The 19,519-nt window shown below is 63.9% G+C and carries 22 protein-coding genes; 9 read left to right on the top strand and 13 right to left on the bottom strand.

Features of this window, described 5'->3' with window-relative positions:
• From AC1DWU_RS06895 to AC1DWU_RS06870, 6 genes are all read right to left on the bottom strand, one after another.
• Positions 1 to 492 carry a GyrI-like domain-containing protein gene (locus AC1DWU_RS06895; protein WP_477149244.1) on the bottom strand — a complete coding sequence of 164 codons (492 nt, stop codon included), beginning with the start codon at positions 490 to 492 and terminating at the stop codon, positions 1 to 3.
• On the bottom strand, positions 467 to 1,045 hold the full coding sequence (locus tag AC1DWU_RS06890) for an SRPBCC family protein (RefSeq protein ID WP_477149243.1): 579 nt from the start codon (positions 1,043 to 1,045) through the stop codon (positions 467 to 469). The genes AC1DWU_RS06895 and AC1DWU_RS06890 overlap by 26 nt, the downstream gene beginning before the upstream one ends.
• Positions 1,029 to 1,376, bottom strand: coding sequence for an ArsR/SmtB family transcription factor (locus tag AC1DWU_RS06885; protein WP_477149242.1), 348 nt, complete (start codon positions 1,374 to 1,376; stop codon positions 1,029 to 1,031). Before AC1DWU_RS06885 ends, AC1DWU_RS06890 begins: the two co-directional genes overlap by 17 nt.
• Before the next feature lie 114 nt (positions 1,377 to 1,490).
• Positions 1,491 to 1,988 carry a GyrI-like domain-containing protein gene (locus tag AC1DWU_RS06880; RefSeq protein ID WP_477149241.1) on the bottom strand — a complete coding sequence of 166 codons (498 nt, stop codon included), beginning with the start codon at positions 1,986 to 1,988 and terminating at the stop codon, positions 1,491 to 1,493.
• 77 nt (positions 1,989 to 2,065) lie between these two features.
• A complete protein-coding gene (locus tag AC1DWU_RS06875; RefSeq protein ID WP_477149411.1) occupies positions 2,066 to 2,440 on the bottom strand; it encodes a DUF2155 domain-containing protein in 375 nt (124 codons plus the stop codon).
• A 67-nt stretch (positions 2,441 to 2,507) separates the two neighbouring features.
• A complete protein-coding gene (locus tag AC1DWU_RS06870; protein ID WP_477149240.1) occupies positions 2,508 to 2,936 on the bottom strand; it encodes an NADH:ubiquinone oxidoreductase subunit NDUFA12 in 429 nt (142 codons plus the stop codon).
• A 675-nt stretch (positions 2,937 to 3,611) separates the two neighbouring features.
• Here AC1DWU_RS06870 and AC1DWU_RS06865 point away from each other — a divergent pair.
• Together AC1DWU_RS06865 and AC1DWU_RS06860 are read left to right on the top strand one after the other, a co-directional pair.
• On the top strand, positions 3,612 to 7,307 hold the full coding sequence (locus AC1DWU_RS06865; protein ID WP_477149239.1) for a vitamin B12-dependent ribonucleotide reductase: 3,696 nt from the start codon (positions 3,612 to 3,614) through the stop codon (positions 7,305 to 7,307).
• A gap of 240 nt (positions 7,308 to 7,547) precedes the next feature.
• The gene (locus AC1DWU_RS06860) at positions 7,548 to 9,512 is read left to right on the top strand and encodes an ATP-dependent nuclease (protein ID WP_477149238.1); all 1,965 of its coding nucleotides are present in this window, start codon (positions 7,548 to 7,550) and stop codon (positions 9,510 to 9,512) included.
• A gap of 558 nt (positions 9,513 to 10,070) precedes the next feature.
• Here the strand turns inward: AC1DWU_RS06860 and AC1DWU_RS06855 are convergent.
• The 3 genes from AC1DWU_RS06855 to AC1DWU_RS06845 all read right to left on the bottom strand — a co-directional run bounded on the left by AC1DWU_RS06855 (position 10,071) and on the right by AC1DWU_RS06845 (position 11,789).
• Positions 10,071 to 10,862 (bottom strand): alpha/beta fold hydrolase, encoded by a 792-nt coding sequence (locus tag AC1DWU_RS06855; protein WP_477149237.1) that lies wholly within the window; start codon positions 10,860 to 10,862, stop codon positions 10,071 to 10,073.
• A gap of 108 nt (positions 10,863 to 10,970) precedes the next feature.
• Complete coding sequence (locus tag AC1DWU_RS06850) at positions 10,971 to 11,438, bottom strand: SRPBCC domain-containing protein (protein ID WP_477149236.1); 468 nt, start codon at positions 11,436 to 11,438, stop codon at positions 10,971 to 10,973.
• A 3-nt stretch (positions 11,439 to 11,441) separates the two neighbouring features.
• Positions 11,442 to 11,789 (bottom strand): ArsR/SmtB family transcription factor, encoded by a 348-nt coding sequence (locus AC1DWU_RS06845; protein ID WP_477149235.1) that lies wholly within the window; start codon positions 11,787 to 11,789, stop codon positions 11,442 to 11,444.
• Between the two features lie 213 nt (positions 11,790 to 12,002).
• On the opposite strand from AC1DWU_RS06845, the gene AC1DWU_RS06840 reads away from it, so the two are divergent.
• From AC1DWU_RS06840 to AC1DWU_RS06825, 4 genes are all read left to right on the top strand, one after another.
• A complete protein-coding gene (locus tag AC1DWU_RS06840) occupies positions 12,003 to 12,392 on the top strand; it encodes a GFA family protein (RefSeq protein ID WP_477149234.1) in 390 nt (129 codons plus the stop codon).
• A gap of 128 nt (positions 12,393 to 12,520) precedes the next feature.
• The gene (locus AC1DWU_RS06835) at positions 12,521 to 12,967 is read left to right on the top strand and encodes a hypothetical protein (RefSeq protein ID WP_477149233.1); all 447 of its coding nucleotides are present in this window, start codon (positions 12,521 to 12,523) and stop codon (positions 12,965 to 12,967) included.
• Positions 12,968 to 13,006: 39 nt separating this feature from the next.
• Complete coding sequence (locus AC1DWU_RS06830) at positions 13,007 to 13,423, top strand: hypothetical protein (protein WP_477149232.1); 417 nt, start codon at positions 13,007 to 13,009, stop codon at positions 13,421 to 13,423.
• Positions 13,424 to 14,089: 666 nt separating this feature from the next.
• A complete protein-coding gene (locus tag AC1DWU_RS06825) occupies positions 14,090 to 14,797 on the top strand; it encodes a gamma-glutamylcyclotransferase (RefSeq protein WP_477149231.1) in 708 nt (235 codons plus the stop codon).
• 2 nt (positions 14,798 to 14,799) lie between these two features.
• Here the strand turns inward: AC1DWU_RS06825 and AC1DWU_RS06820 are convergent, their stop codons facing one another.
• On the bottom strand, positions 14,800 to 15,111 hold the full coding sequence (locus AC1DWU_RS06820) for a DUF1905 domain-containing protein (RefSeq protein ID WP_477149230.1): 312 nt from the start codon (positions 15,109 to 15,111) through the stop codon (positions 14,800 to 14,802).
• A 27-nt stretch (positions 15,112 to 15,138) separates the two neighbouring features.
• Positions 15,139 to 15,945: a metallophosphoesterase gene (locus tag AC1DWU_RS06815; RefSeq protein ID WP_477149229.1), complete on the bottom strand. Its 807-nt coding sequence runs from the start codon at positions 15,943 to 15,945 to the stop codon at positions 15,139 to 15,141.
• A 169-nt stretch (positions 15,946 to 16,114) separates the two neighbouring features.
• Here AC1DWU_RS06815 and AC1DWU_RS06810 point away from each other — a divergent pair, with 169 nt between their 5' ends.
• The 3 genes from AC1DWU_RS06810 (at position 16,115) to AC1DWU_RS06800 (ending at position 17,635) form a co-directional block, all read left to right on the top strand.
• The gene (locus tag AC1DWU_RS06810) at positions 16,115 to 16,528 is read left to right on the top strand and encodes a hypothetical protein (RefSeq protein WP_477149228.1); all 414 of its coding nucleotides are present in this window, start codon (positions 16,115 to 16,117) and stop codon (positions 16,526 to 16,528) included.
• A gap of 64 nt (positions 16,529 to 16,592) precedes the next feature.
• On the top strand, positions 16,593 to 17,168 hold the full coding sequence (locus AC1DWU_RS06805) for an SOS response-associated peptidase (protein WP_477149227.1): 576 nt from the start codon (positions 16,593 to 16,595) through the stop codon (positions 17,166 to 17,168).
• The gene (locus AC1DWU_RS06800; RefSeq protein ID WP_477149226.1) at positions 17,165 to 17,635 is read left to right on the top strand and encodes an NUDIX hydrolase; all 471 of its coding nucleotides are present in this window, start codon (positions 17,165 to 17,167) and stop codon (positions 17,633 to 17,635) included. The genes AC1DWU_RS06805 and AC1DWU_RS06800 overlap by 4 nt, the downstream gene beginning before the upstream one ends.
• Here the strand turns inward: AC1DWU_RS06800 and AC1DWU_RS06795 are convergent.
• Positions 17,632 to 18,876 (bottom strand): NAD(P)/FAD-dependent oxidoreductase, encoded by a 1,245-nt coding sequence (locus AC1DWU_RS06795; protein WP_477149225.1) that lies wholly within the window; start codon positions 18,874 to 18,876, stop codon positions 17,632 to 17,634. The genes AC1DWU_RS06800 and AC1DWU_RS06795 overlap by 4 nt on opposite strands.
• Before the next feature lie 65 nt (positions 18,877 to 18,941).
• On the bottom strand, positions 18,942 to 19,415 hold the full coding sequence (locus tag AC1DWU_RS06790) for an Lrp/AsnC family transcriptional regulator (protein ID WP_477149224.1): 474 nt from the start codon (positions 19,413 to 19,415) through the stop codon (positions 18,942 to 18,944).
• Positions 19,416 to 19,519 lie beyond the last annotated feature (104 nt).

The following is a 19,519-nucleotide window of genomic DNA, read 5'->3' as shown; positions in this document are numbered from 1 at the left end:
TCAGTCCTTGACCTTGAACAGGAGGGTCGTCTCCCACTTCGCGGGGTCGGGCTCCTCCTCGGGGCTGTTGTGGTAGATCTCGAGCCGGGCCGCGAAATGCTCGCCATCCGGCCGCTCGACCATGTCCCACTGGATGCCCTTGTGCTTGGCCCAGCCGATCAGCAGGGCGGTGACCTCCATCAGGTCGTCGTAGTGCCCGAAATAGGTCATTTCGACGTAGCGGCCAGCCGGCAGCACGCCAGTGACGAAGCGGCCGCCCGGCGTTGCCGATCCCTTGATCGGCGCGCCGAACTCGATCTCGAGCTCCGGCATTTTGACGATGTTGAACTTGAAGAAAGCTGGGCCAACCTGCTGGAGTTTCTGGGTTTCGATCGTATCGAACAGCTCGCCCATGGCGGGACCGATGGCTTGCTCGAACGGAATCAACACCTGCTGGCGGACCGCCACATAGGGTTGCGCCGGGCGATCAACCAGCTTGGGCAGTGTCAGCATTCTTCTTCTCCTCATTGCTCCTGCGGCGCGCTGCGACGATGTCCTCGGCCACGCCATCGCTGCGCGGCCGGCCCTTGGGGCTCCAGTCTTCGTCGATGAACTGCGCGACGTAGCGGTCGAACACGTCGAAGCCGCTCTTCCAGCCCCAGCCATGTCCATCGCGCTCCTCCAAGCTGATGAACGGCGTCTGCCGGAAGTACATGCGGGTCTTGCCGGCCTCGTCGACGAAATCCATCGTCACGACGGTCTCGAACCCGTCGTACTCGTTGATGTAGGTGAAGCTCAGCCTGCCCGGCTCGTCGATCTCGAGGTATTCGCCGCGGATCCAGTGGGCGTGGCCGGGTCCGTTGCTCATGCAGCGGCGCCACTTGCCGCCGAGGCGGAAGTCGATCTCGCAGCTCAGCAGCGCATAGCCCTCGGGCCCGTGCCAGCGCACCATGTGCTCGGGCTCCCTGAACATCAGCCAGACCAGGGCCCGCGGCGCGTCGAACAGCCGATCGAACTCCAGCACCAACGCGGCCTGCTCGGCGGTGACGCTATTGCTTTGGGTCATTCGGGTTCCCCTTCTGCAGTTCGGCGAGATACGCATCCATGCGCGCGAAATTGGCGTCCCAGTGCCGCCGGTAACGTTCGACCCAGTTGGCCAGTTCGGCGAGCGGCGCTGCGTTGAGCTGCACTGGCCGCCACTGGGCATGCCTGGTCCGTGCGACGAGGCCGGCCAGCTCCAGCACCTTGAGGTGCCGGGAGATGGCCGGCATCGAGATGTCGAAGGGTGCGGTGAGTTCGCTCACCGACGCCTCACCTTCACTCAGGCGCTGCAGTATCGCCCGCCGCGTTGGGTCGGCGAGTGCAGACAGGGTGAGGCTGAGGGGGTCGGTCGTCATATTTCGCACATGTGTTAAATAACACACCTGTTAAATATGAGATGGAGTTCGGAGTCAATATCCTCGCCCTCCCCCCACCACCGACGCCGCCATAGCATCGCGGATTCGAAAGCATCAGCGCCCCAACCGAAACGCTACTTCCGTCTCCCACTTCTGCGGATCGGGCTCCGTAGCTGGGTCTGTGCCGTAAATCTCGAGCAGCGCCGCGTCGTATTCACCAGCGGCCTGCTCCGGCATCGCGTGCGAGATGCCCTGCTTGCCCAACCACTCACCGAGCGCGACGTTGGCGTCGTAGAGGCCGTCATAGGGGCCCGTATGAACAAGCGTCGCAAAGCGGCCAGCCGGGATGGTGCCAGTCCTGACCCGGCCGTCGCCAGTAAGCAGCGACCCGGTTGGAAAGCCAACCTCCATCACCATCGGCCCATCCTCGGGCATGGCGATATAGCTGAAGAACGGTGCCCCTGTCGGCGCAGCGCCTTTCGAGCCGAGCCAGCCGGCCACCTCGCCGATCAACGGCGGTGCCTTGGAGGGGATTTCGTTGCGATCGAGGCTGATGCGGATGGCCGCGAACGGCTGGTCCGGACGGGTAACGATCTGGGGTTCGCTGAGCATGGTCTGGTCTCCTCTCGTCGTGACGGGAAGAGCTAAACCACAAAAACAGCGCCGGATTTGATCGTAGTTGCGGTGCGTCAGCCGCCGGAGCCGGCATCCGCCGACGGGGGCGGCACGTCCGAGCTCTGCTTACAGTCGAGCAGCCAGATGTCGTACACGGCGTGGTCGATGGCATTGAGCGCCGGGCTGTCGGCGAACATCCACCCTGTGAAGATGCGCTCAATGGAGCCCTTGAGGCTCACCTGGTCCACTTCGACGAACACCGAGGTGCGCTGTGTCTCGGTCGGCGGGCGGGTGTAGCAGGCACGCGGCGTGATCTGCAGCGCCCCGAACTGCACCGTCTCGTCGATATAGACGTCGAAGGTGGTGATGCGGCCGGTGATCTTGTCGAGCCCGGAGAACTGCGCCACCGGATTGGCGATGGTATCGGCCAGCGCTGGCGTCACCAGCATGGCGCAAGCGAATGCCGTGGCCAGTCCCTTGAGGACCCGATGTATGGGCGCGCCGATGGTGGTCAGCTCAGGCGTCAGGCGACCAGGCGTCATAGTCGCCCGTGACGCGCGGACGCTCGCCCTTGCTGAGGAGGCTGCCATCCGGGCGGTAAGCCAGTGCCGTCCCGGTGAGGTTTGGCTGGTGCGGCTGCTGCCAGGTGCGCGCGGCATATTCCTGCTCGGTGGGCGGAGTGTTGGTGCGATAGTGCATCCAGCCATACCAGCCGGGCGGAATGGTGGTCGGTTCGGCATAGCCGCCGGCATAGACCACCATGCGGCGCTCATAGCCGTTCGGGCCGGGCTTGGCGCCCTTCTTCGAGCGGTAGTAGCGGTTGCCCGCTTCGTCGGCGCCGACATACTCGCCGTGCAAGGCCGTCCAAAGGCGCGTGCCCCAGGTGTTGCCCCGCCACCAGGCGAAGATCTCGATCAGGAAGTCCTTCCAGCCGCCGCGTTCCATACCGTCTAACCCGTTGTGGGCGGACCAAATCGTCCGCCGTTTCCGCCGATGGCTCTAACATGCCGGGGGGCACACGCCTAGGGGTAAGGCGAGGCCAGCGTGCCCTCTACCTATGGTGTACCGACCCACCAGGAGGCGCTGTGTATGGTCGGGCATTTGTGAAGGAAATAATGCACTTGACAGGTTTCGCACCAAAAACCGCCCCTTACTTAGCGCCACCTCCTCACCTTCGCGCGATGCTCAAAGATGGCCAAAGAGTGGCGGGTTTGCCGTGGTTTAGGGCCGGTTTCGTCAGCGATCCCAGAGGTCGCGGTACGGAAAATTGACCATCGATTCCGTCGAATCGAGCTTGGAACTTTTCCCCGCAATCCACATATGAGATACTGGATTTAGCCGTCGGATACGGGCAATGCCACTACCAGTTGTATGTTGTGATCATGCCTCGGCATTGACCGACTCGAACAGAAAGGCCCATCCTTTTGAGGTTGCGCCGGGCTTGTTCAGACGGCACGACGGACGACCGGGACCACGCGGCGACAGCAGTTCGCCGAAGGTCCCAAACGGGGCTCCTAGGCCGCTTTTGGCGGCCAGTTAGACAGCGTCATACAAAGAGGCAGAGACCGTCAGTGGCGGCTCGCGGGCTTTCCTGTCCGCAATATTGGGGAATATATAGAGATGCGCATCGAACGCCGGTACACGAAAGCCAACGAAAGCGCCTATGCGGGGATCCAGTTCCGCTCGACCACGAGCGAGATCAAGAACCCCGACGGCTCGGTCGTGTTCAGGCTCGAGGACATGCAGGTCCCCAGTACCTGGTCGCAGGTCGCGGCGGACATCATCGCGCAGAAGTATTTCCGCAAGGCCGGTGTCGCCAAGATCCTGAAGAAGGTCGAGGAGAACGACGTTCCCTCATGGCTGTGGCGCTCGGTCCCCGACGAGAAGGCGCTGGCCAAGCTCCCCGAGGCTGAGCGCTATGGTTCGGAAATCGACAGCCGCCAGGTCTTCGATCGTCTCGCCGGCACCTGGACCTACTGGGGCTGGAAGGGCAAGTATTTTGCCACCGAGGAAGATGCGCGCGCCTTCTTCGACGAGCTCTGCTTCATGCTGGCCACGCAGCGGGTTGCCCCCAATTCCCCGCAGTGGTTCAACACGGGCCTGCACTGGGCCTATGGCATCGACGGCCCCGGCCAGGGCCACTTCTATGTCGACCCCTTCACCGGCAAGCTGACCTCGTCCAAGTCCGCCTACGAGCATCCGCAGCCGCATGCCTGCTTCATCCAGTCCGTCAGCGACGACCTCGTCAACGAGGGCGGCATCATGGACCTGTGGGTGCGCGAGGCGCGGCTGTTCAAGTATGGCTCGGGCACCGGCTCGAATTTCTCCAAGCTCCGCGGCGAAGGCGAGAAGCTGTCGGGCGGCGGCAAGTCGTCGGGCCTGATGAGCTTCCTCAAGATCGGCGACCGCGCGGCGGGCGCCATCAAGTCGGGCGGCACCACCCGCCGCGCCGCCAAGATGGTGGTGATCGACATCGACCACCCCGATATCGAGGACTACATCAACTGGAAGGTGAAGGAGGAGCAGAAGGTTGCCGCTCTCGTCACCGGCTCCAAGGTTGTCTCGAAGTCGCTGAAGGCCATCATGAAGGCCGCCGTGAACTGCGAAGGTTCCGGCGACGACTGCTTCGACGTGAACAAGAATCCCGCCCTCAAGCGCGAGGTTCGCGCCGCGAAAAAGGCGCTGGTGCCCGAGAACTACATCCAGCGCGTCATCCAGTTTGCGCGTCAGGGCTACACCGACATCGATTTCCCGGTCTATGACACCGACTGGGACTCCGAAGCCTATCTCACCGTCTCGGGCCAGAACTCGAACAATTCCGTCCGCGTCACCGACGATTTCCTCAAGGCCGTCGAGACCGATGGCGACTGGAACCTCCTAAGCCGCACCAAGGCCGGCAAGGTCACCAAGACCGTCAAGGCGCGCGACCTGTGGGAGCAGATCGGCTACGCCGCGTGGGCCTCGGCCGATCCGGGCATCCATTTCCACACCACCATCAACGAGTGGCACACGAGCCCGGAAGCCGGCGAGATCGTCGCGTCGAACCCGTGCTCGGAGTACATGTTCCTCGACGACACCGCCTGTAACCTCGCCTCGATCAACCTCCTGCCCTACCGCAACGCCGATAGCAGCTTCGATGTCGCGGCGTTCGAGCACACGACGCGCCTCTGGACCATCGTCCTCGAAGTCTCGGTGATGATGGCGCAGTTCCCGTCGAAGGCCATCGCCGAGCGCTCGTACGTCTACCGCACGCTGGGCATCGGCTACGCCAACATCGGCGGCCTGCTGATGACCTCGGGCATCCCGTACGATAGCGCCCAGGGCCGCGCCATTGCCGGCGCCATCACCGCCGTTATGACCGGCGTCTCCTATGCCACCTCGGCCGAGATGGCCGGCGAGCTCGGCGCCTTCCAGGATTATCCGCGCAACGCCCCGCATATGCTGCGCGTCATCCGCAACCACCGGACCGCCGCCTACGGCAAGACCGACGGCTATGAGGGCCTCTCGATCAACCCGGTGGCGCTCGACCACGCCTCGATCGGCGACGCGACGCTGAGCACCCGCGCCAAGGCAGTGTGGGACGATGCCCTCGCCCTCGGCGAGAAGCACGGCTACCGCAATGCGCAGGTCTCGGTGATTGCCCCGACCGGCACCATCGGCCTCGTGATGGATTGCGACACCACCGGCATCGAGCCCGACTTCGCGCTGGTGAAGTTCAAGAAGCTCGCCGGCGGCGGCTACTTCAAGATCATCAACAACGCCGTGCCCCCGGCGCTCCGTACCCTCGGCTATTCCGAGAGCCAGATCGCCGAGATCGAGGCCTACGCCGTCGGCCATGGCAACCTGAACCAGGCGCCGGGCATCAACCCCTCGACGCTGCGCGCCAAGGGCTTTACCGACGAGAAGATCGCCGCGCTCAACGCCGCCACCAAGTCGGCCTTCGACATCAAGTTCATCTTCAACCAGTGGACGCTGGGCGCTGACTTCCTCAAAAGCCTCGGCGTAACCGACGCGCAGCTCTCGGACATGAGCTTCGACCTCTTGGCTTTCCTCGGATTCTCGAAGAAGGACATCGAGGCCGCCAACATCCATGTCTGCGGTTCGATGACCCTCGAGGGCGCGCCGTTCCTCAGGGATGAGCACCTGCCGGTGTTCGATTGCGCCAACCCCTGCGGCAAGACCGGCAAGCGCTTCCTCTCGGTCGAGAGCCACATCCTGATGATGGCCGCGGCGCAGCCGTTCATTTCGGGCGCGATCTCGAAGACCATCAACATGCCGAACGACGCGACCGTCGCCGACGCCAAGGAAGCCTATACGCTCAGCTGGCGCCTGGCGCTCAAGGCCAACGCGCTCTATCGCGATGGTTCGAAGCTCAGCCAGCCGCTCAACGCCTCCATCCTCGCCGATGAGGAAGAGGACGAGGACGATGCGGCCGAGACCATGCTCGCCGCCAACCAGATGGCGCGCGTGCCGCAGATCACCGAGAAGATCGTCGAGCGCATCGTCGAGCGGGTCAGCCGCGAACGCGAAAAGCTGCCGAACCGCCGCAAGGGCTACACCCAGAAGGCCAATATCGGCGGGCACAAGGTGTACCTGCGCACCGGCGAGTTCGACGACGGTCGCCTGGGCGAAATCTTCATCGACATGCACAAGGAAGGCGCCGCCTTCCGCGCCATGATGAACAACTTCGCCATCTCGATCTCGCTCGGCCTGCAGTACGGCGTGCCGCTCGACGAGTATGTCGAGGCCTTCACCTTCACCCGGTTCGAACCGGCCGGCATGGTGATGGGCAACGACCGGATCAAGAACGCCACCTCGATCCTCGACTACATCTTCCGCGAGCTCGCCGTCTCCTATCTCGACCGCGAGGATCTGGCCCATGTCCACACCGACACGCCGACCGCGCTGTCGCAGAGTGGCGAAGGCCAGCGCCCTGCCCCGATCCCGGCGCAGAACCTCGTCTCCCGCGGCATGACCCGCGGCAAGGTGAAGGACCAGAACCTGATGCTGGTCTCGGGCGGCCTCACCGCCGCGGCGGCCTACAACCCCGTCGCCTCGATGCAGACCTCAACCGTCACGGCCCTCAAGGCCGCCACGGCGCTGAAGATCGAGACCAGCCCCACGGTGCTGAACGAGGCCGAACTCAACCCCATCCCGTCCCCGCCGACCCAGCAGGACGCGGGCCAGCTCAGGGCCCAGGCACTGATGCAGGGCTATACGGGCGACCAGTGCTCCAACTGTAACTCGATGCGGATGAAGGTGAGCGGTCACTGCATGGTGTGCGAGGACTGCGGGACGACGACGGGCTGCAGCTGACCACGCCGATCTGTCTACTACTGCCACCGCTGCCGCCAAGGCCTCAAAGAGGCTGTTACAGCTTCCTTGCAACGAGAAGGCCCGCCACGGCGGGCCTAGTTCTTTTGGAGACCCGAACCGCCTGCCTGACCAAAGCAGCGGCCTCCTTTTCCGCGCAGACGATCGCGCTCCACCAATAACTGGCGCGGCTAGACTACTGCGAAATAAGCCTACACATTACCTCGATTTTGGAGGACGGCGATGAAGCTAGTTAAGGCGCACGCGACCAACTATCGGAACATTATCGACTCTAACGTTGTCGAGATCGGCCAAATGACTTGCCTCGTCGGCAAGAACGAGGCCGGAAAATCTGCGTTCTTGAAGGCACTAGAAGGGCTGCGGTCTACTGACAAGTCGTTTGCAGACTACGGTAAGATCGAGAACTACCCTCGGCGACATTTGGCGGACTATGAAGAGCGTCACGGAGGCGACGAGGCCGATGTCATCCAGACGGAATGGCAGCTTGAGGATCAGGACGTCAAAGCCCTGGAACTCGAGTTTGGTGCGAATACCGTATCCGGTCGGATCCTGAAGATCTCGAAATCCTACAACGGCTCTACAACAACGTGGGTGCCGCCCATTGCCTCAGAGGAGAAGATCGTAGCGGCTCTTCTCGGAAAGCACCGGCTAAGTACGACCGAAGCCGCGCAACTTCAAACGATTAAGACGACGGCTGATCTTCACAAAGCCCTTGAGACCATGACCAGGACACCCGGTCAGGAGGCGCTTCATGCCCAGCTGTCAAAATTCAGGGAACACAGGGCAATCCTGAAGGCGATCGACATCCTCGATCTCCGCACTCCTAAGTTCATGTACTTCTCTCATTACGATCGAATGAGTGGCGAGCTCTCAGTAAACAAGCTTCAGCAGGACCGGCAGGCGAACACTATTTCCAGTGGCGACCAAGTCTTCCTTGATTTTCTTGAATACGCAGGAACTACGCTGGAGGAACTGATTGCTACCCAGCACTTCGAGGAGCTGAACGCGAAATGCGAGGCAGCGGCCCTGCGGATAACGGACCAGATATTTGAATATTGGACTCAGAACGACGAGCTAAAGATCAAGGTCGTTTTCTCGGAGGGCAAGCCTGCCGACAAACCGCCCTTCAACTCCGGCGCAGTTGCTCGCGCCCGCGTAGAAAACGGATTGCACGGCGTGTCAGTACCATTCTCTGAACGGTCGGCGGGGTTCATCTGGTTCTTCTCGTTCTTGGTCAAATTCGCCCAGATAAGAAAGAAGCAGGGCAACGTCATCCTCTTGCTCGACGAGCCTGGCTTGACACTGCACGGTACCGCTCAAAAGGACTTGCTGCGTTTCTTTGGTGAGGAGATTGCCACCAAGCATCAAGTAATCTGGTCCACGCATTCACCATTCATGGTGCCTGCCAACGACCTTGCAAGCGTGAGGACCGTCGAAGATGTGGTTGAGCTAGACAAGCGAAGCCGCAAAGTCTCAATCGGAACAAAGATACGTGCCGACGTCCTTACCACGGACCCTCAAACGAATTTCCCGATCTTTGGCGCGATGGGGTTTGAGGTAACACAGACCTTGGTAATCGGAACAGACACGTTGCTCGTCGAAGGGCCAAGCGACATTCTATATCTGCAGGCCGCCTCGGCCGCCCTGCAGGCCTTGGGCCGAGTCCATCTGTCCCCAAGGTGGGCCATCTGCCCGTCAGGCGGTATCGATAAGGTACTTCCCTTTGTGCGGCTGTTTTACGGAAACAATCTCAACGTAGCGGTCTTGACTGACTTTGATCGGGGACAAAAGCGCAAGCTGGAGGATCTGCATAAGGCCGAACTGCTGGAGCATGAGCGTATCGTCCTGGCAACCGACATCGCTGGAAAAGGCGAAGCTGACATCGAAGATTTCTTTCATCCCGAGGTATTCGTGGACTTGGTCAACAAGTCATACGCTCTCAAAGAGGAGCACCTATTAACGGTAGGTAAGCTCGACGAGGCAGACACCACCACCGAAAGGATCGTGAAGAAGGCAGAGGCATACTTTCGCCTGCTGCCTGACAGCTACCCGACATACAGCCACTTTACGCCTTCGCTTTACCTGCTTCAGCATCCCGCCCTGCTCAAAGGAAAGGGCAAACCTGTACAGGAAACGCTCGCCCGATTTGAAGACGCGTTCTCCAGAATCGCGAAGTTTGTCGCCTGACCCGCTGCTGGGACCAATCTGACGCATTTCCCCCACCCAACTTATCCCCGCCCCTTCACCCCATCATATCCTCCCCTCGTCCGCTGCACCGAAGCGAGATCATGACGAGTGGTTGGTGTGGTGGAGGTTGGGTGGGTTGGCAGTCGTGCCGGCCCAGGCCCAAGTTGCAGCCGGTTGTGCCGTAGCCCTGTCCGGCTGCGGGCGCGCCGAAAGACATCGCCACGACCGGGAGACCATCCCCCGGTCAACGACCATCTCCCCTCGGGGAGAGGAACTGCCTGCTTGGAAACGTCCGGTGTGGCGACACACCGTGGATCTGGACCGAGGGGATAAGGTTCCGGGTCGGGCGAATGGCGCCGGGGAAGCCCCCGGATCCGCTGCGACCAAGCCCAAAAACCCGATCGGCCGGCGAGGCGTGAGCCTCACACATACCTGCGGACTACCCGCGAGGGGCAAACGCCTCGCCGGTCCTTCGCTTCACTTCCCCGACAAGGGGAGGTGCGTTCTTTGAGACCTCCGAAGCCATCCGGCTGTCGGATGCATCGGCACGCCCGCCGCTCACTGCGTGAGGAACGCCGTCGCCACCTCCGGGAGCATCGGCGAGGCGATCAGGTCGTAGTGCGTCCTGCCCGGAATGATGGCGAGTTGCCCCTTGGGGCGCTGGGAGCCGTCGAAGCCGGCGTCGCGCTGGCCGCCGCCGAGCAGCTTCCAGAACTCGATCATGTGCTCGGGCCGGATCGAATCCGCGTCGGCGAAGACCAGCAGCGTCCGGGCGGTGATCGCCTTGACGCTCTCGGTCCAGTCGTACGCGGCCTCGTTCATTTCGCCGGACTTGCGAAACACACTCTCCCAGTCGACGTCGGGATAGAGCTCGCCGAGGGGAGAACTGGCGAGTTGCTGCCCATATGCCGCCGCGTTGGCCGGCAATTGCCGGAAGGCCTCGCGGACTTCGGGATAGTCGTCGTCGGTGCGGTAGTCCACAGCGACCGACACCAGCTTTTCGACCAGCTCCGGGTGCCGGAACGCCACCTGCAGCGCCACGCCCGCACCGAGCGAATAGCCCATGAAGCGCGCCTTGCCGATGCTCAGGTGCTGTAGCACCGCCGCGACGTCATCCGCCATCAGCTCGGCCGACCAGGGCGCGTCGGTATCCGTGCTGAAGCCGTGCCCGCGCATGTGGATGGCGATCACCTGGTGCGTCTTCGCCATCGCCGCGAGCGGCGCGCCAAAGGTCTGGGACGGGTCGACGCCGCCATGCAGCAGCACCAGCGGCGGGCCGTCGCCGTGGATCTCGTAGTAGATCTCGGCGCCGCCGACCGGGACTTTTCCGCTGCTCGAGGGGGTGCTCATCGAATTGTCTCCTGCGGTTTGGGCAATAGTGGGCGCTGCGACAAGGGCCGCAGCGGCAAAGGCGAGGGTCACGAAGCTTCGTCTCAGCATGATCACTCCCTCCAGAAATCAGCGCGCAGCGAGGAGCCGCTCGAGCTTGTCGAGGGCCTGCTTGGTGCCCTCGTAGAAGCCGCCGCTCATCGCAACAGCGAGGCTTTCCGCGTTCTCGAACTCGGCCCGCATGGTGAAAACCGTCTCGTCCCCCAGCGCCTCGAAAGTCAGCGTCGCGAGATAGCCAGGCGGTGCGCCGACCACTCCGGGCGGACGAAACGGCCGGTAGACGATGCGCTCGGGCGCGACGATCTCGACGAACTGGTAGCGCACCGGATGCTCGCCACCGTCGGGCCGGTGCATAATGACGTGCCACTCGCCGCCGGCGCGGAACTCGAGCTTGCTGATGGTGGAGGTAAAATTCTCCGGCCCCCACCACTGGGCCAGCAGGTACGGGTCCTCGAACGTGCGCCAGACCAGCGCGCGCGGCGCCCTGAGGCGGCGGGTGATGACGAGTTCGCGCTGTTCCAGCGGATCGCGCTCCATGGCTCAGTTCTTCCTCGCCGTCGGATCGGCCGCCTGCAACCGCTCGAGCAGCCCGTCGAGCCGGTTGAGGCTCGTATCCCAGTGTTTCGAAAACTCCTCGATCCAGCCGACCGCCTCGCGCAACGGCTGCGCCTCGAGCCGGCAAGGCCGCAGCTGCGCGTTGCGCCCGCGGCTGATCAGCCCCGCCCCTTCGAGCACCTTCAGGTGCTTGCAGATCGCCGGGATGCTCATCTCGAACGGCGCCGCGAGCTCCTTCACCGACGCCTCGCCATCCATCAGCCGCATCAGGATGGCCCGGCGGGTGGGATCGGCGATCGCCGAAAGGGTGATGCTGAGCTGGTCGGTCTGCACGTCCGTTCCTAACTAGTAGGTTAGCTAACTGATTGGTTAGTTACAGCGGACGAGAATGGGTGTCAAGGAAGGGGCCGCCGCCATGCTCACGGCTCAAAAGGTCGTCCCCCGGTAGTTCATCGGATGGCCTTTGGGGTAAAAGCAGCGCGGCGACGTTGCGCTGCCCAACCGGCATGACGGCCGCGTGACACCCATCGAGGGGATGAGCCGACCATGAGTTCCACCGCCTCCTGCCTCTGCGGCGACATCCGCATCACCACCTCCGGCGACCCGTACCGCACCGGGATTTGTCACTGCCTCGATTGCCGCAAGCATTCCGGGTCGCTGTTCGGCGTGTTTGCGATCTTTCCAGCGGCGGCCGTGACCATCGAAGGCATCACGCACGAATATGCCGGGCGACACTTCTGCCCCCGCTGCGGGTCGTCGGTGTTCTCGGTAAGCGATGACGAGATCGAGGTGCATGCGGGGGCGTTCGATGCACCCGACCAGGTGCGGCCGAGCTACGAGCTCTGGACCATCCGCCGCGAAGCCTGGCTGCCGCCCTTCCCGCTCAAGCACCACTACGAGCGCAACCGCGAGGGCGGCGGGCGCAGCGAGGATTAGGCCGCCGCCGCTCCGGCCCATATTCCGCCGCCGGAATTTACCCTACCCGCAGGATGCACTGGCAAGGCCAAGTCTTACCCCCTAGCGATACTTCGCACTTAAGTCATTTCACGCCTTTGGGAGATAATATGAAACATCTGATACTAGCGGCCGGCTGCGTGCGATCGATCCTTGCCGCCCTCGTCGTCCTTGCCGGCGCCGGCGCTGCACTCGCGGCGCCAAAGCTCGCCGACCAGACCGTCATGACCTACAGCCCCGGCCACGGCACGCAGGTCGAATACTACGACAAAAAGGGCGGCACCTGGCTCTGGTATCCCGGTAACAAGGTCGTGCTGCCCGGCCGCTGGAAGACCGAGCGCGGCAATATCTGCTTCGGCTACACGCCCAACAGCTACAACCCGGTCACCGGCCACACCGGCGCGAGTTGGGAATGCCAGCCGCTGAAGATCTTCGAGAGCGTCGTGGTGGAGCGCGCCGCGGGCGACGTGTTCGGGCTCGCAAAGCGCCAGAAGCCGCCATTCTCCCTCTCCAAGCGCCGCACCACCATCGAGGCTCTGAGCAAGCGGGTCAACTGATCCCCGGCCGACACCTCATCAGCCAACAGGAGCATCGTCATGCGACGCAACGCACTCCCGTCCATCCTCCTCGCCGCACTGGTCCTCGCCACCGGCGCCGGGATCAGCGAAGTATCCGCCAAGGGCGGAGCGCAGCTGCTGCCCAAGAGCTCGCTCTATTACAAGGTGAGCACCACGTCCACCAAGGACGAGATCAAGGCGATCTGCGCCGAGATCATCGAGCGCCAGGAAGCCTCCGCGATCGGCAGGCGCGACGCTTCCCAGCTCTACATGCACGGCATGATCATGGGCGTCACCTGCCTCAAGGTTGATTATTACAAGGCACTGGTCCTCGCCCACGATTCAGGCGACGCCTTCACCCTGAAGTCGGCGCTGACCTACGTGCGCGGTCGCGCCGCCGGCGGCATCACCAAGGCCATCCGGGCGCTCGAAAAGTACGAGAAGGCCTACGACTAAGCGCCGCCGCTACTCACTGGCGAGAACTAATCCCCCCGCTCCGCCCCCGTGCGATTCTCCCCCCATCCGCTGCACGGAAGCGAGATCATGACGAGTGGTTGGTGCGGAGGAGACCGGGTGGGGTGGCAGTCGTGTCACCTCAGGCGGAAACCACGACGGATCGCCCCGGTAGCGCGGGGAAGCCGCTATGCACGCGAGGTGAGGTCTTGCCGATCTCACCAAGGGACGAAAGCTGCCGGGCAAGGGCAGCGAGTGCAGGCGGACGAGCCGGGCCCATTGGGTCGCCGACGTGCAAAGCCCTTCGTTCCCGCGATGCGGCACGGGATGCACCCGAACCGTACCGTGGCATAGGCCCAAAACTCCGATCGGCCGGCGAGGCGTGAGCCTCTTTCATCTGCGGACTACCGCTACGGGGCAAACGCCTCGCCGGTCCCGCTTCGTTCCCCACGGGGAACGGCTCTTTGAAACCTCCGAAGCCCGTGGGGCTGTCGGATGCATCTGTTCGTCCTGCCCCTCGCAACCGCCGCCGTTTGCAAAGGCCCGGAAAGGTTGAAACCGGGTCGCCCGCCCGAACCGATTTCCGTACCACGAGTCCACTTGATCCCCCGCCGATCCGCCGGCATATCGCGCCAACCTTAGCGGGGGGCGCCGCAAGGAGATGGACCTGTGTCTGCGTTGCGTCCCGAAATGGAACTGACCGCCGAGCTGGTGGCGCTGGTCGAGCGCACCGAGCCCGATTCGGGCCCCGCGCCCGGCCTGCCCGAACCTACCGAAGCCGATCTCGCCGACGCCGCAACGCGGCTGCTGGCCACCCGTCCGCCGGGCCCGCTCTGGCTCTTCGCCTATGGCTCGCTGATCTGGAAGCCCGAGCTCGAGCATCTCGAGACGCGCCCTGCCCTGGCGCGCGGCTGGCACCGCCGCTTCTGCCTGCGGCTGACGCGCTGGCGCGGCACCCGCGAGGTGCCCGGGCTAATGATGGCGCTTGATCGCGGCGGCAGCTGCGCCGGCCTCGCCTACCGGCTGCCCGATGCCGATCCGCACGGCCAGCTGATGCGCCTCCTGGCGCGGGAGACGGATAGCGCACGCCCCACGAACGTGCCGCGTTGGATTCGGCTGGTGACCCCCGATGGCCCGCTCGTGGCGCTCGCCTTCGTCGCCTCGCCGCAGGGGGCCATCTATGCCGGTCGTCTGCCGCATGAGGCGGTGGCGGGCACTCTCGCCCGGGCTGCGGGCCACTGGGGTTCGGGTGCGCAATACCTCTACAACACGGTCGAGCGGCTCGAAGCGCACGGCATCCGCGACCGGAACCTGTGGGCGCTGCAGGCGCTGGTGGCCGAGGAGATCCGGGGCCTCACGCTGCCGCTCGCGGCGTGAGGCTAGAGGTCGGGTTCGCGGATAGTGCCGCCGATGGTCATCTCGACCGCGACCTCATCATCCACGGTGATACCGATCCGCTGCCGCACCGCCGCCTTCAGCGGCAGCAGGTAGGTGTCATCCTTGGGGAACAGCGAGGTCTCGAACTCAACGCCGACGATCGTCGCCCGCACTGGGATCACGCCCCAGCCATAGCTGGCAGCCTTCTTGATCTTGCCGATCTCGGTGGCGATATCAGGCGGGATCCGCGCGTAAAAGAACGGCGCCGGGCCCCGCCAGTAGATCACCGGTGCCTTGAACTGCCACTCGACCACGCTCGCGATGCTCCCTCGTGAGGGCTGCTAGCCTAGCAAGATCTCGGCATTGCCATCCACGAAATCCTCGAACAGCACCGTGGTGCGGTCCTCAGTGCCCAGCACCACGGCCATCTGCCCCGGCCCCGTCAGGCGACGGAACGGCACCTGCGGCTGGTCGACGTTGAAGCTCACCGAATAGTGGCCACCGGCCAGCGTGGTGAAGGGGATGCCGCGATAGGTGGCGGTCGAGGTGACGTGGACGTGCCCGGCGATCACCTGGCGGATGTCGGGATGGGTCTGCAGCGCGTCGAGGAACGGACCGTCCTCGAGGATGCGGATGGTGTCGGAGTTGATATGCAGCGCATTGGCGTTGTGGTGGAGGATGACGATCACTGGCCGCTCGACGGCCTCCGCCAGGTTGCGACGGAGCCAGTCGATCTGGCCGGGCTCGAGCACCCCGTCCACCCGCCCCGGCTCGGACGAATCGAGGAGGATCACCCGGTAGCCCTTGACGTCGATAACCTTGTCCACGTGGCCGGTCTCGCCGGCATACTCATCCCCGAACACGGCGAGGAAGGTCGGCCGGTCGTCATGGTTGCCCAGGGTGATGTGGACGGGGACGGTCAGCTTCGAGAGGATCGCCTGCAGCCGGCGGTAGGCCTCTGCCTGGCCGAGATCGGCAAGATCGCCGGCTAGCACGCAGAAATCGGCATCGGCATAGCGGGCGTTGATGGCGTCGACAGCAATCTCCAGCCGCGCGGCGGTGTCGAGTGTCATCGATAGCTCCCCCTCCGGTACCAGGTGCAAGTCGCTCATCACGATGATCTTCAGTGTCACGGCGGAGGCCCCCATTTTCGGTTGCCGCCTCCTAGCGAGCCCCGATGACCGAGCCGTGACAGTTCCCAAGTAACGGAAGTTGCCGAAAACCCTGTTCATTGTCACCGAACTGCAGTCATACTGTCATCGCAGCGTCACACAACTGAGTCCGCCGCAGCGCGGTGGCTCGCAGGAGACCACGCGAATGGCTTGGACGCACCGCCGTCGGGTACCCCTCCTCTCAGCGCTGGTGCTGCTCGCCGGCATCGCGGCTCCAGCAGCCACCATGGCCGCGCCGCCCCTCGCCGGCACCACCCATACGTTCCGCGACCCAGTGTTCCGCGGCACCATCTTCTGCGACACGCTTGACGAAGTGTGGGCGATCGCCACGGCCGATGCGCCCGATGACATCTACGCCAACTATTTCCTCACCACGAACGACCGCGACGAGCCGCTCTGCATGGCCATCGCCCCTACCGCAAAGGTGGTCGACGTCATGCCGGTCGGCGTCATGATCCGCAACGGCGAGCACTACAACGCCTGGGCCATCGAGACCGAGGTCGGAGGTGTCACCGCATTCGCGCTCTATCTGGAGCACTTCGAGTACACGAGCGCCTGACCTAACCGCCCGGCCCTGCTCGAAAAGTTCGACCAGTCAGCAATTTCCAAGCTAAGCTCGGCGCATGTGCAACGACTACGAACAGCACGTCAGCCACGCCCAGTATCTCGAAGCGGTTCGGGCCCTCGAGCTCGAGACCGCGGGCACTGCCGCCGAGCTGCCGCAGGCCGATGACATCCGCATCGGTGATACGGGGCCGGTGCTCCGTGCTGCCGGCAACGGCGTCGAGATCGTCTCGATGCGCTTCGGTTGGCCGCCACCGCGACCCAAGGCGGCGCCGGTGTTCAACTTTAAATCCGACGGGCGGCATTTCGACAAGTCGAAGCGCTGCCTCATTATCCTGTCGGGCTTCTTCGAATTCACCGGCAGCAAATCCCCCAAGACCAAGCACCGGTTCAGCCTGAAGGGTTCGCCGGTCATGGGGATCGCCGGCCTGTGGTCGGAAGACAGCGATGGCGCGCTGAGCTTCACCATGCTCACCACAGAGCCCGGTCCGGATATCGCCCCGATCCACGATCGCCAGGTCTGCGTTATCCTGCCCGAGGACTGGGCGCACTGGCTGTTCCTCACCAAGCCCGAGGAGGAGCTGCTGAAGCCGCTTCCCGCCGGCACGCTCGAGGTGGTGACGGTGCGGCCGTGACCCGGCCACCGGAACGCTCAGCGGGCATCCTGCTACATCGTCCCGGCACCGGCGGCCGCGAGGTCCTGCTGGTTCATCCAGGCGGTCCGTTCTGGGCGAACAAGGACGAAGCCGCCTGGTCCATCCCCAAGGGCGTCTGCGATCCCGGCGAAGACGTCATCACTGCGGCTCGCCGTGAGTTTGCCGAGGAGGTCGGCAGTGTACCCGATGGTCCGCTCGTGCCGCTCGGCGAGTTCCGTCAGTCCAGCGGCAAGCTGGTCATCGCCTTTGCCCTCGAGGCCGATTTCGACCCGAGCACGCTGGTTTCCAACAGCTTCGAGATGGAATGGCCTCCGCATTCGGGCCGGCGGCAGAGTTTCCCTGAAGTCGACCGGGCCGAATGGATGGGGCTCGAGCCAGCACGTCATCGCCTGCACAAAGGGCAGCGGCCGATCATCGATGCACTGGAACGCTCGCTCGCCGGCTAGAGGAAGCGCTTCGCCGAGAATGCGCTCGGATCGATGAACGGCACCTCGCCCGTCACCATCTCCGCGATCAGTCGCCCGGTCACCGGCCCCAACGTGATGCCATGGTGAGCGTGCCCGAAGGCGAACCAAAGGCTGCGATGGCGCGGCGCCGGCCCGATGATCGGCATCATGTCAGGCGTCGCCGGTCGCGCACCGCGCCAGGGTTCTGCGTCGATGCGCTGTCCCAAACCGGGGAACAACTGGCGAGCAAATGGCTCGTCGCGGTCGATCTGCACCGGGGTGGACGGTGCGTCGCGCAGGGCGAACTCCGCGCCGCTGGTCAACCTTATGCCGCGGACCATCGGCGTCAGCAGGTAGCCGTAACTCGCGTCGAACACCCAATTGGTCAGCGGCCGCGCGTCGGGCTGGCCGTAGTGCATGTGGTAGCCGCGCTTGACCCCGAGCGGCAGGTTATAGCCGAGCCGTTCCGTGAGGTCGCCGGCCCATGGCCCGAGTGCGATCACGGCCTCCCTTGCCTCGAGCACGCCGTCGGCAACCGGCAGACGCCAGCCCGCGCCATGCTGCTCCAGTTGCATCGCGTCGCCGGTGACCATGACGCCACCCAGCGACTCGAACAGTTCGCGGTATTTCACCACCAATCCGCCCGGATCGCGGATGCTCCACGGGTCCGTCCAGTGTAGCGCACCTTCCAGCGGCACGCCCAGCCCCGGCTCAAGCCGGTGCATCTCGGCGCCTGTGAGCGCAGCGCTGCCGATGCCGAAGCGCCGCACGGCTTCCGCCTTGCGATAGGCCTCGTCGCGCTTCGCGGTGTCACGGAAGAGCTGATACCAACCCTTCTTCTGGATCAGGTCGCCGGCCCCTGCCCGCTCGATCAGCGGCGCGTGCTCGCTGATCGAATGGGCGATCAGCGGGGCGTAGGTCTCCACGACGCGACGATAGTGGTCGGGACGGGAATGCCACCAGTACTGGCCGAGGAACGGCGCTATCCGCGGCAGTGCGCTCAGGTGGTAGTGCATGTCCGTGCGGTTGTTCAGCCCGTAGCGGAACAGGTCGCCCAGTCCCTGCGGGAAGGCGTGGGGCATCACCCCCTCGCGCTGGATCAGGCCGGCATTGCCGTAGGAGGTTTCCTCGCCGGCTCCACGCCGATCGACCAGCACGGTCGCCCTGCCCCGCATCTGCAGGTGCAGCGCGACGCTGACGCCCACGATACCCGCGCCCAGAACGATGCTATCGGCCTGCATGACTCAACCCGGAAAGTCTCTCTTGGCGGACAGCTTTAGCGGTGTTCGCGGCCGCCGTAACTGCGTCAGATGGGCAGTACGCGGGAGTATTTCACCTGCCCGAGCGAGAAGCTCGATTCAATCGAGCTGACACCCGCGACCTGGGTCAGCTTTTCGCGCAGGAATGCCTCGTAGGCGGCGAGATCGGCGCAGACGACGCGGAGCAGGAAATCGAACTGGCCGGTCATCAGGTAGCACTCCATCACCTCGGGCCAACCAGCGATCGCCTCGCCGAAGCGGTCCAGTTCCTCGGCGCGCTGGCGCTCCAGCTTGATCGAAATGAACACCGATACCGGCAGGCCAACCGCCTTCTGGTCGATCACGGCGCTGTAAGCCGCGATGATCCCCGCATCCTCCATCTGGCGAATCCGCCGCAGACAGGGAGAAGCGGAGAGCCCCACCCGGTCGGCGATCGCCTGGATGGTCATCCGTCCGTCTTCCTGCAATGCGCGGAGGATACGGCGGTCGATGGCCGTCAGGTCGGATTTGGCAGAATTCACCACTCTTGTCAGCATTTCGTGCAAAAACCTGCGCAACTCGGTGACAGAGCAGTCACAATAGGCGGGAAACACCCCAAAGCCTAGTGCACCGTTAATGTCAGACA

It is taken from the genome of Devosia sp. P2_G7, assembly GCF_056403495.1.
The sequence above is the reverse complement of the archived record's forward strand: the minus strand, read 5'-3'. Positions and strand labels throughout refer to the sequence as shown.

Coding starts and splice junctions, on each gene's coding strand:
- AC1DWU_RS06895 (WP_477149244.1), bottom strand. CDS start 492: ATGCTGACACTGCCCAAGCTGGTTGATCGCCCGGCGCAACCCTATGTG.
- AC1DWU_RS06890 (WP_477149243.1), bottom strand. CDS start 1,045: ATGACCCAAAGCAATAGCGTCACCGCCGAGCAGGCCGCGTTGGTGCTG.
- AC1DWU_RS06885 (WP_477149242.1), bottom strand. CDS start 1,376: ATGACGACCGACCCCCTCAGCCTCACCCTGTCTGCACTCGCCGACCCA.
- AC1DWU_RS06880 (WP_477149241.1), bottom strand. CDS start 1,988: ATGCTCAGCGAACCCCAGATCGTTACCCGTCCGGACCAGCCGTTCGCG.
- AC1DWU_RS06875 (WP_477149411.1), bottom strand. CDS start 2,440: ATGCTGGTGACGCCAGCGCTGGCCGATACCATCGCCAATCCGGTGGCG.
- AC1DWU_RS06870 (WP_477149240.1), bottom strand. CDS start 2,936: ATGGAACGCGGCGGCTGGAAGGACTTCCTGATCGAGATCTTCGCCTGG.
- AC1DWU_RS06865 (WP_477149239.1), top strand. CDS start 3,612: ATGCGCATCGAACGCCGGTACACGAAAGCCAACGAAAGCGCCTATGCG.
- AC1DWU_RS06860 (WP_477149238.1), top strand. CDS start 7,548: ATGAAGCTAGTTAAGGCGCACGCGACCAACTATCGGAACATTATCGAC.
- AC1DWU_RS06855 (WP_477149237.1), bottom strand. CDS start 10,862: ATGAGCACCCCCTCGAGCAGCGGAAAAGTCCCGGTCGGCGGCGCCGAG.
- AC1DWU_RS06850 (WP_477149236.1), bottom strand. CDS start 11,438: ATGGAGCGCGATCCGCTGGAACAGCGCGAACTCGTCATCACCCGCCGC.
- AC1DWU_RS06840 (WP_477149234.1), top strand. CDS start 12,003: ATGAGTTCCACCGCCTCCTGCCTCTGCGGCGACATCCGCATCACCACC.
- AC1DWU_RS06835 (WP_477149233.1), top strand. CDS start 12,521: ATGAAACATCTGATACTAGCGGCCGGCTGCGTGCGATCGATCCTTGCC.
- AC1DWU_RS06830 (WP_477149232.1), top strand. CDS start 13,007: ATGCGACGCAACGCACTCCCGTCCATCCTCCTCGCCGCACTGGTCCTC.
- AC1DWU_RS06815 (WP_477149229.1), bottom strand. CDS start 15,945: ATGGGGGCCTCCGCCGTGACACTGAAGATCATCGTGATGAGCGACTTG.
- AC1DWU_RS06810 (WP_477149228.1), top strand. CDS start 16,115: ATGGCTTGGACGCACCGCCGTCGGGTACCCCTCCTCTCAGCGCTGGTG.
- AC1DWU_RS06805 (WP_477149227.1), top strand. CDS start 16,593: ATGTGCAACGACTACGAACAGCACGTCAGCCACGCCCAGTATCTCGAA.
- AC1DWU_RS06795 (WP_477149225.1), bottom strand. CDS start 18,876: ATGCAGGCCGATAGCATCGTTCTGGGCGCGGGTATCGTGGGCGTCAGC.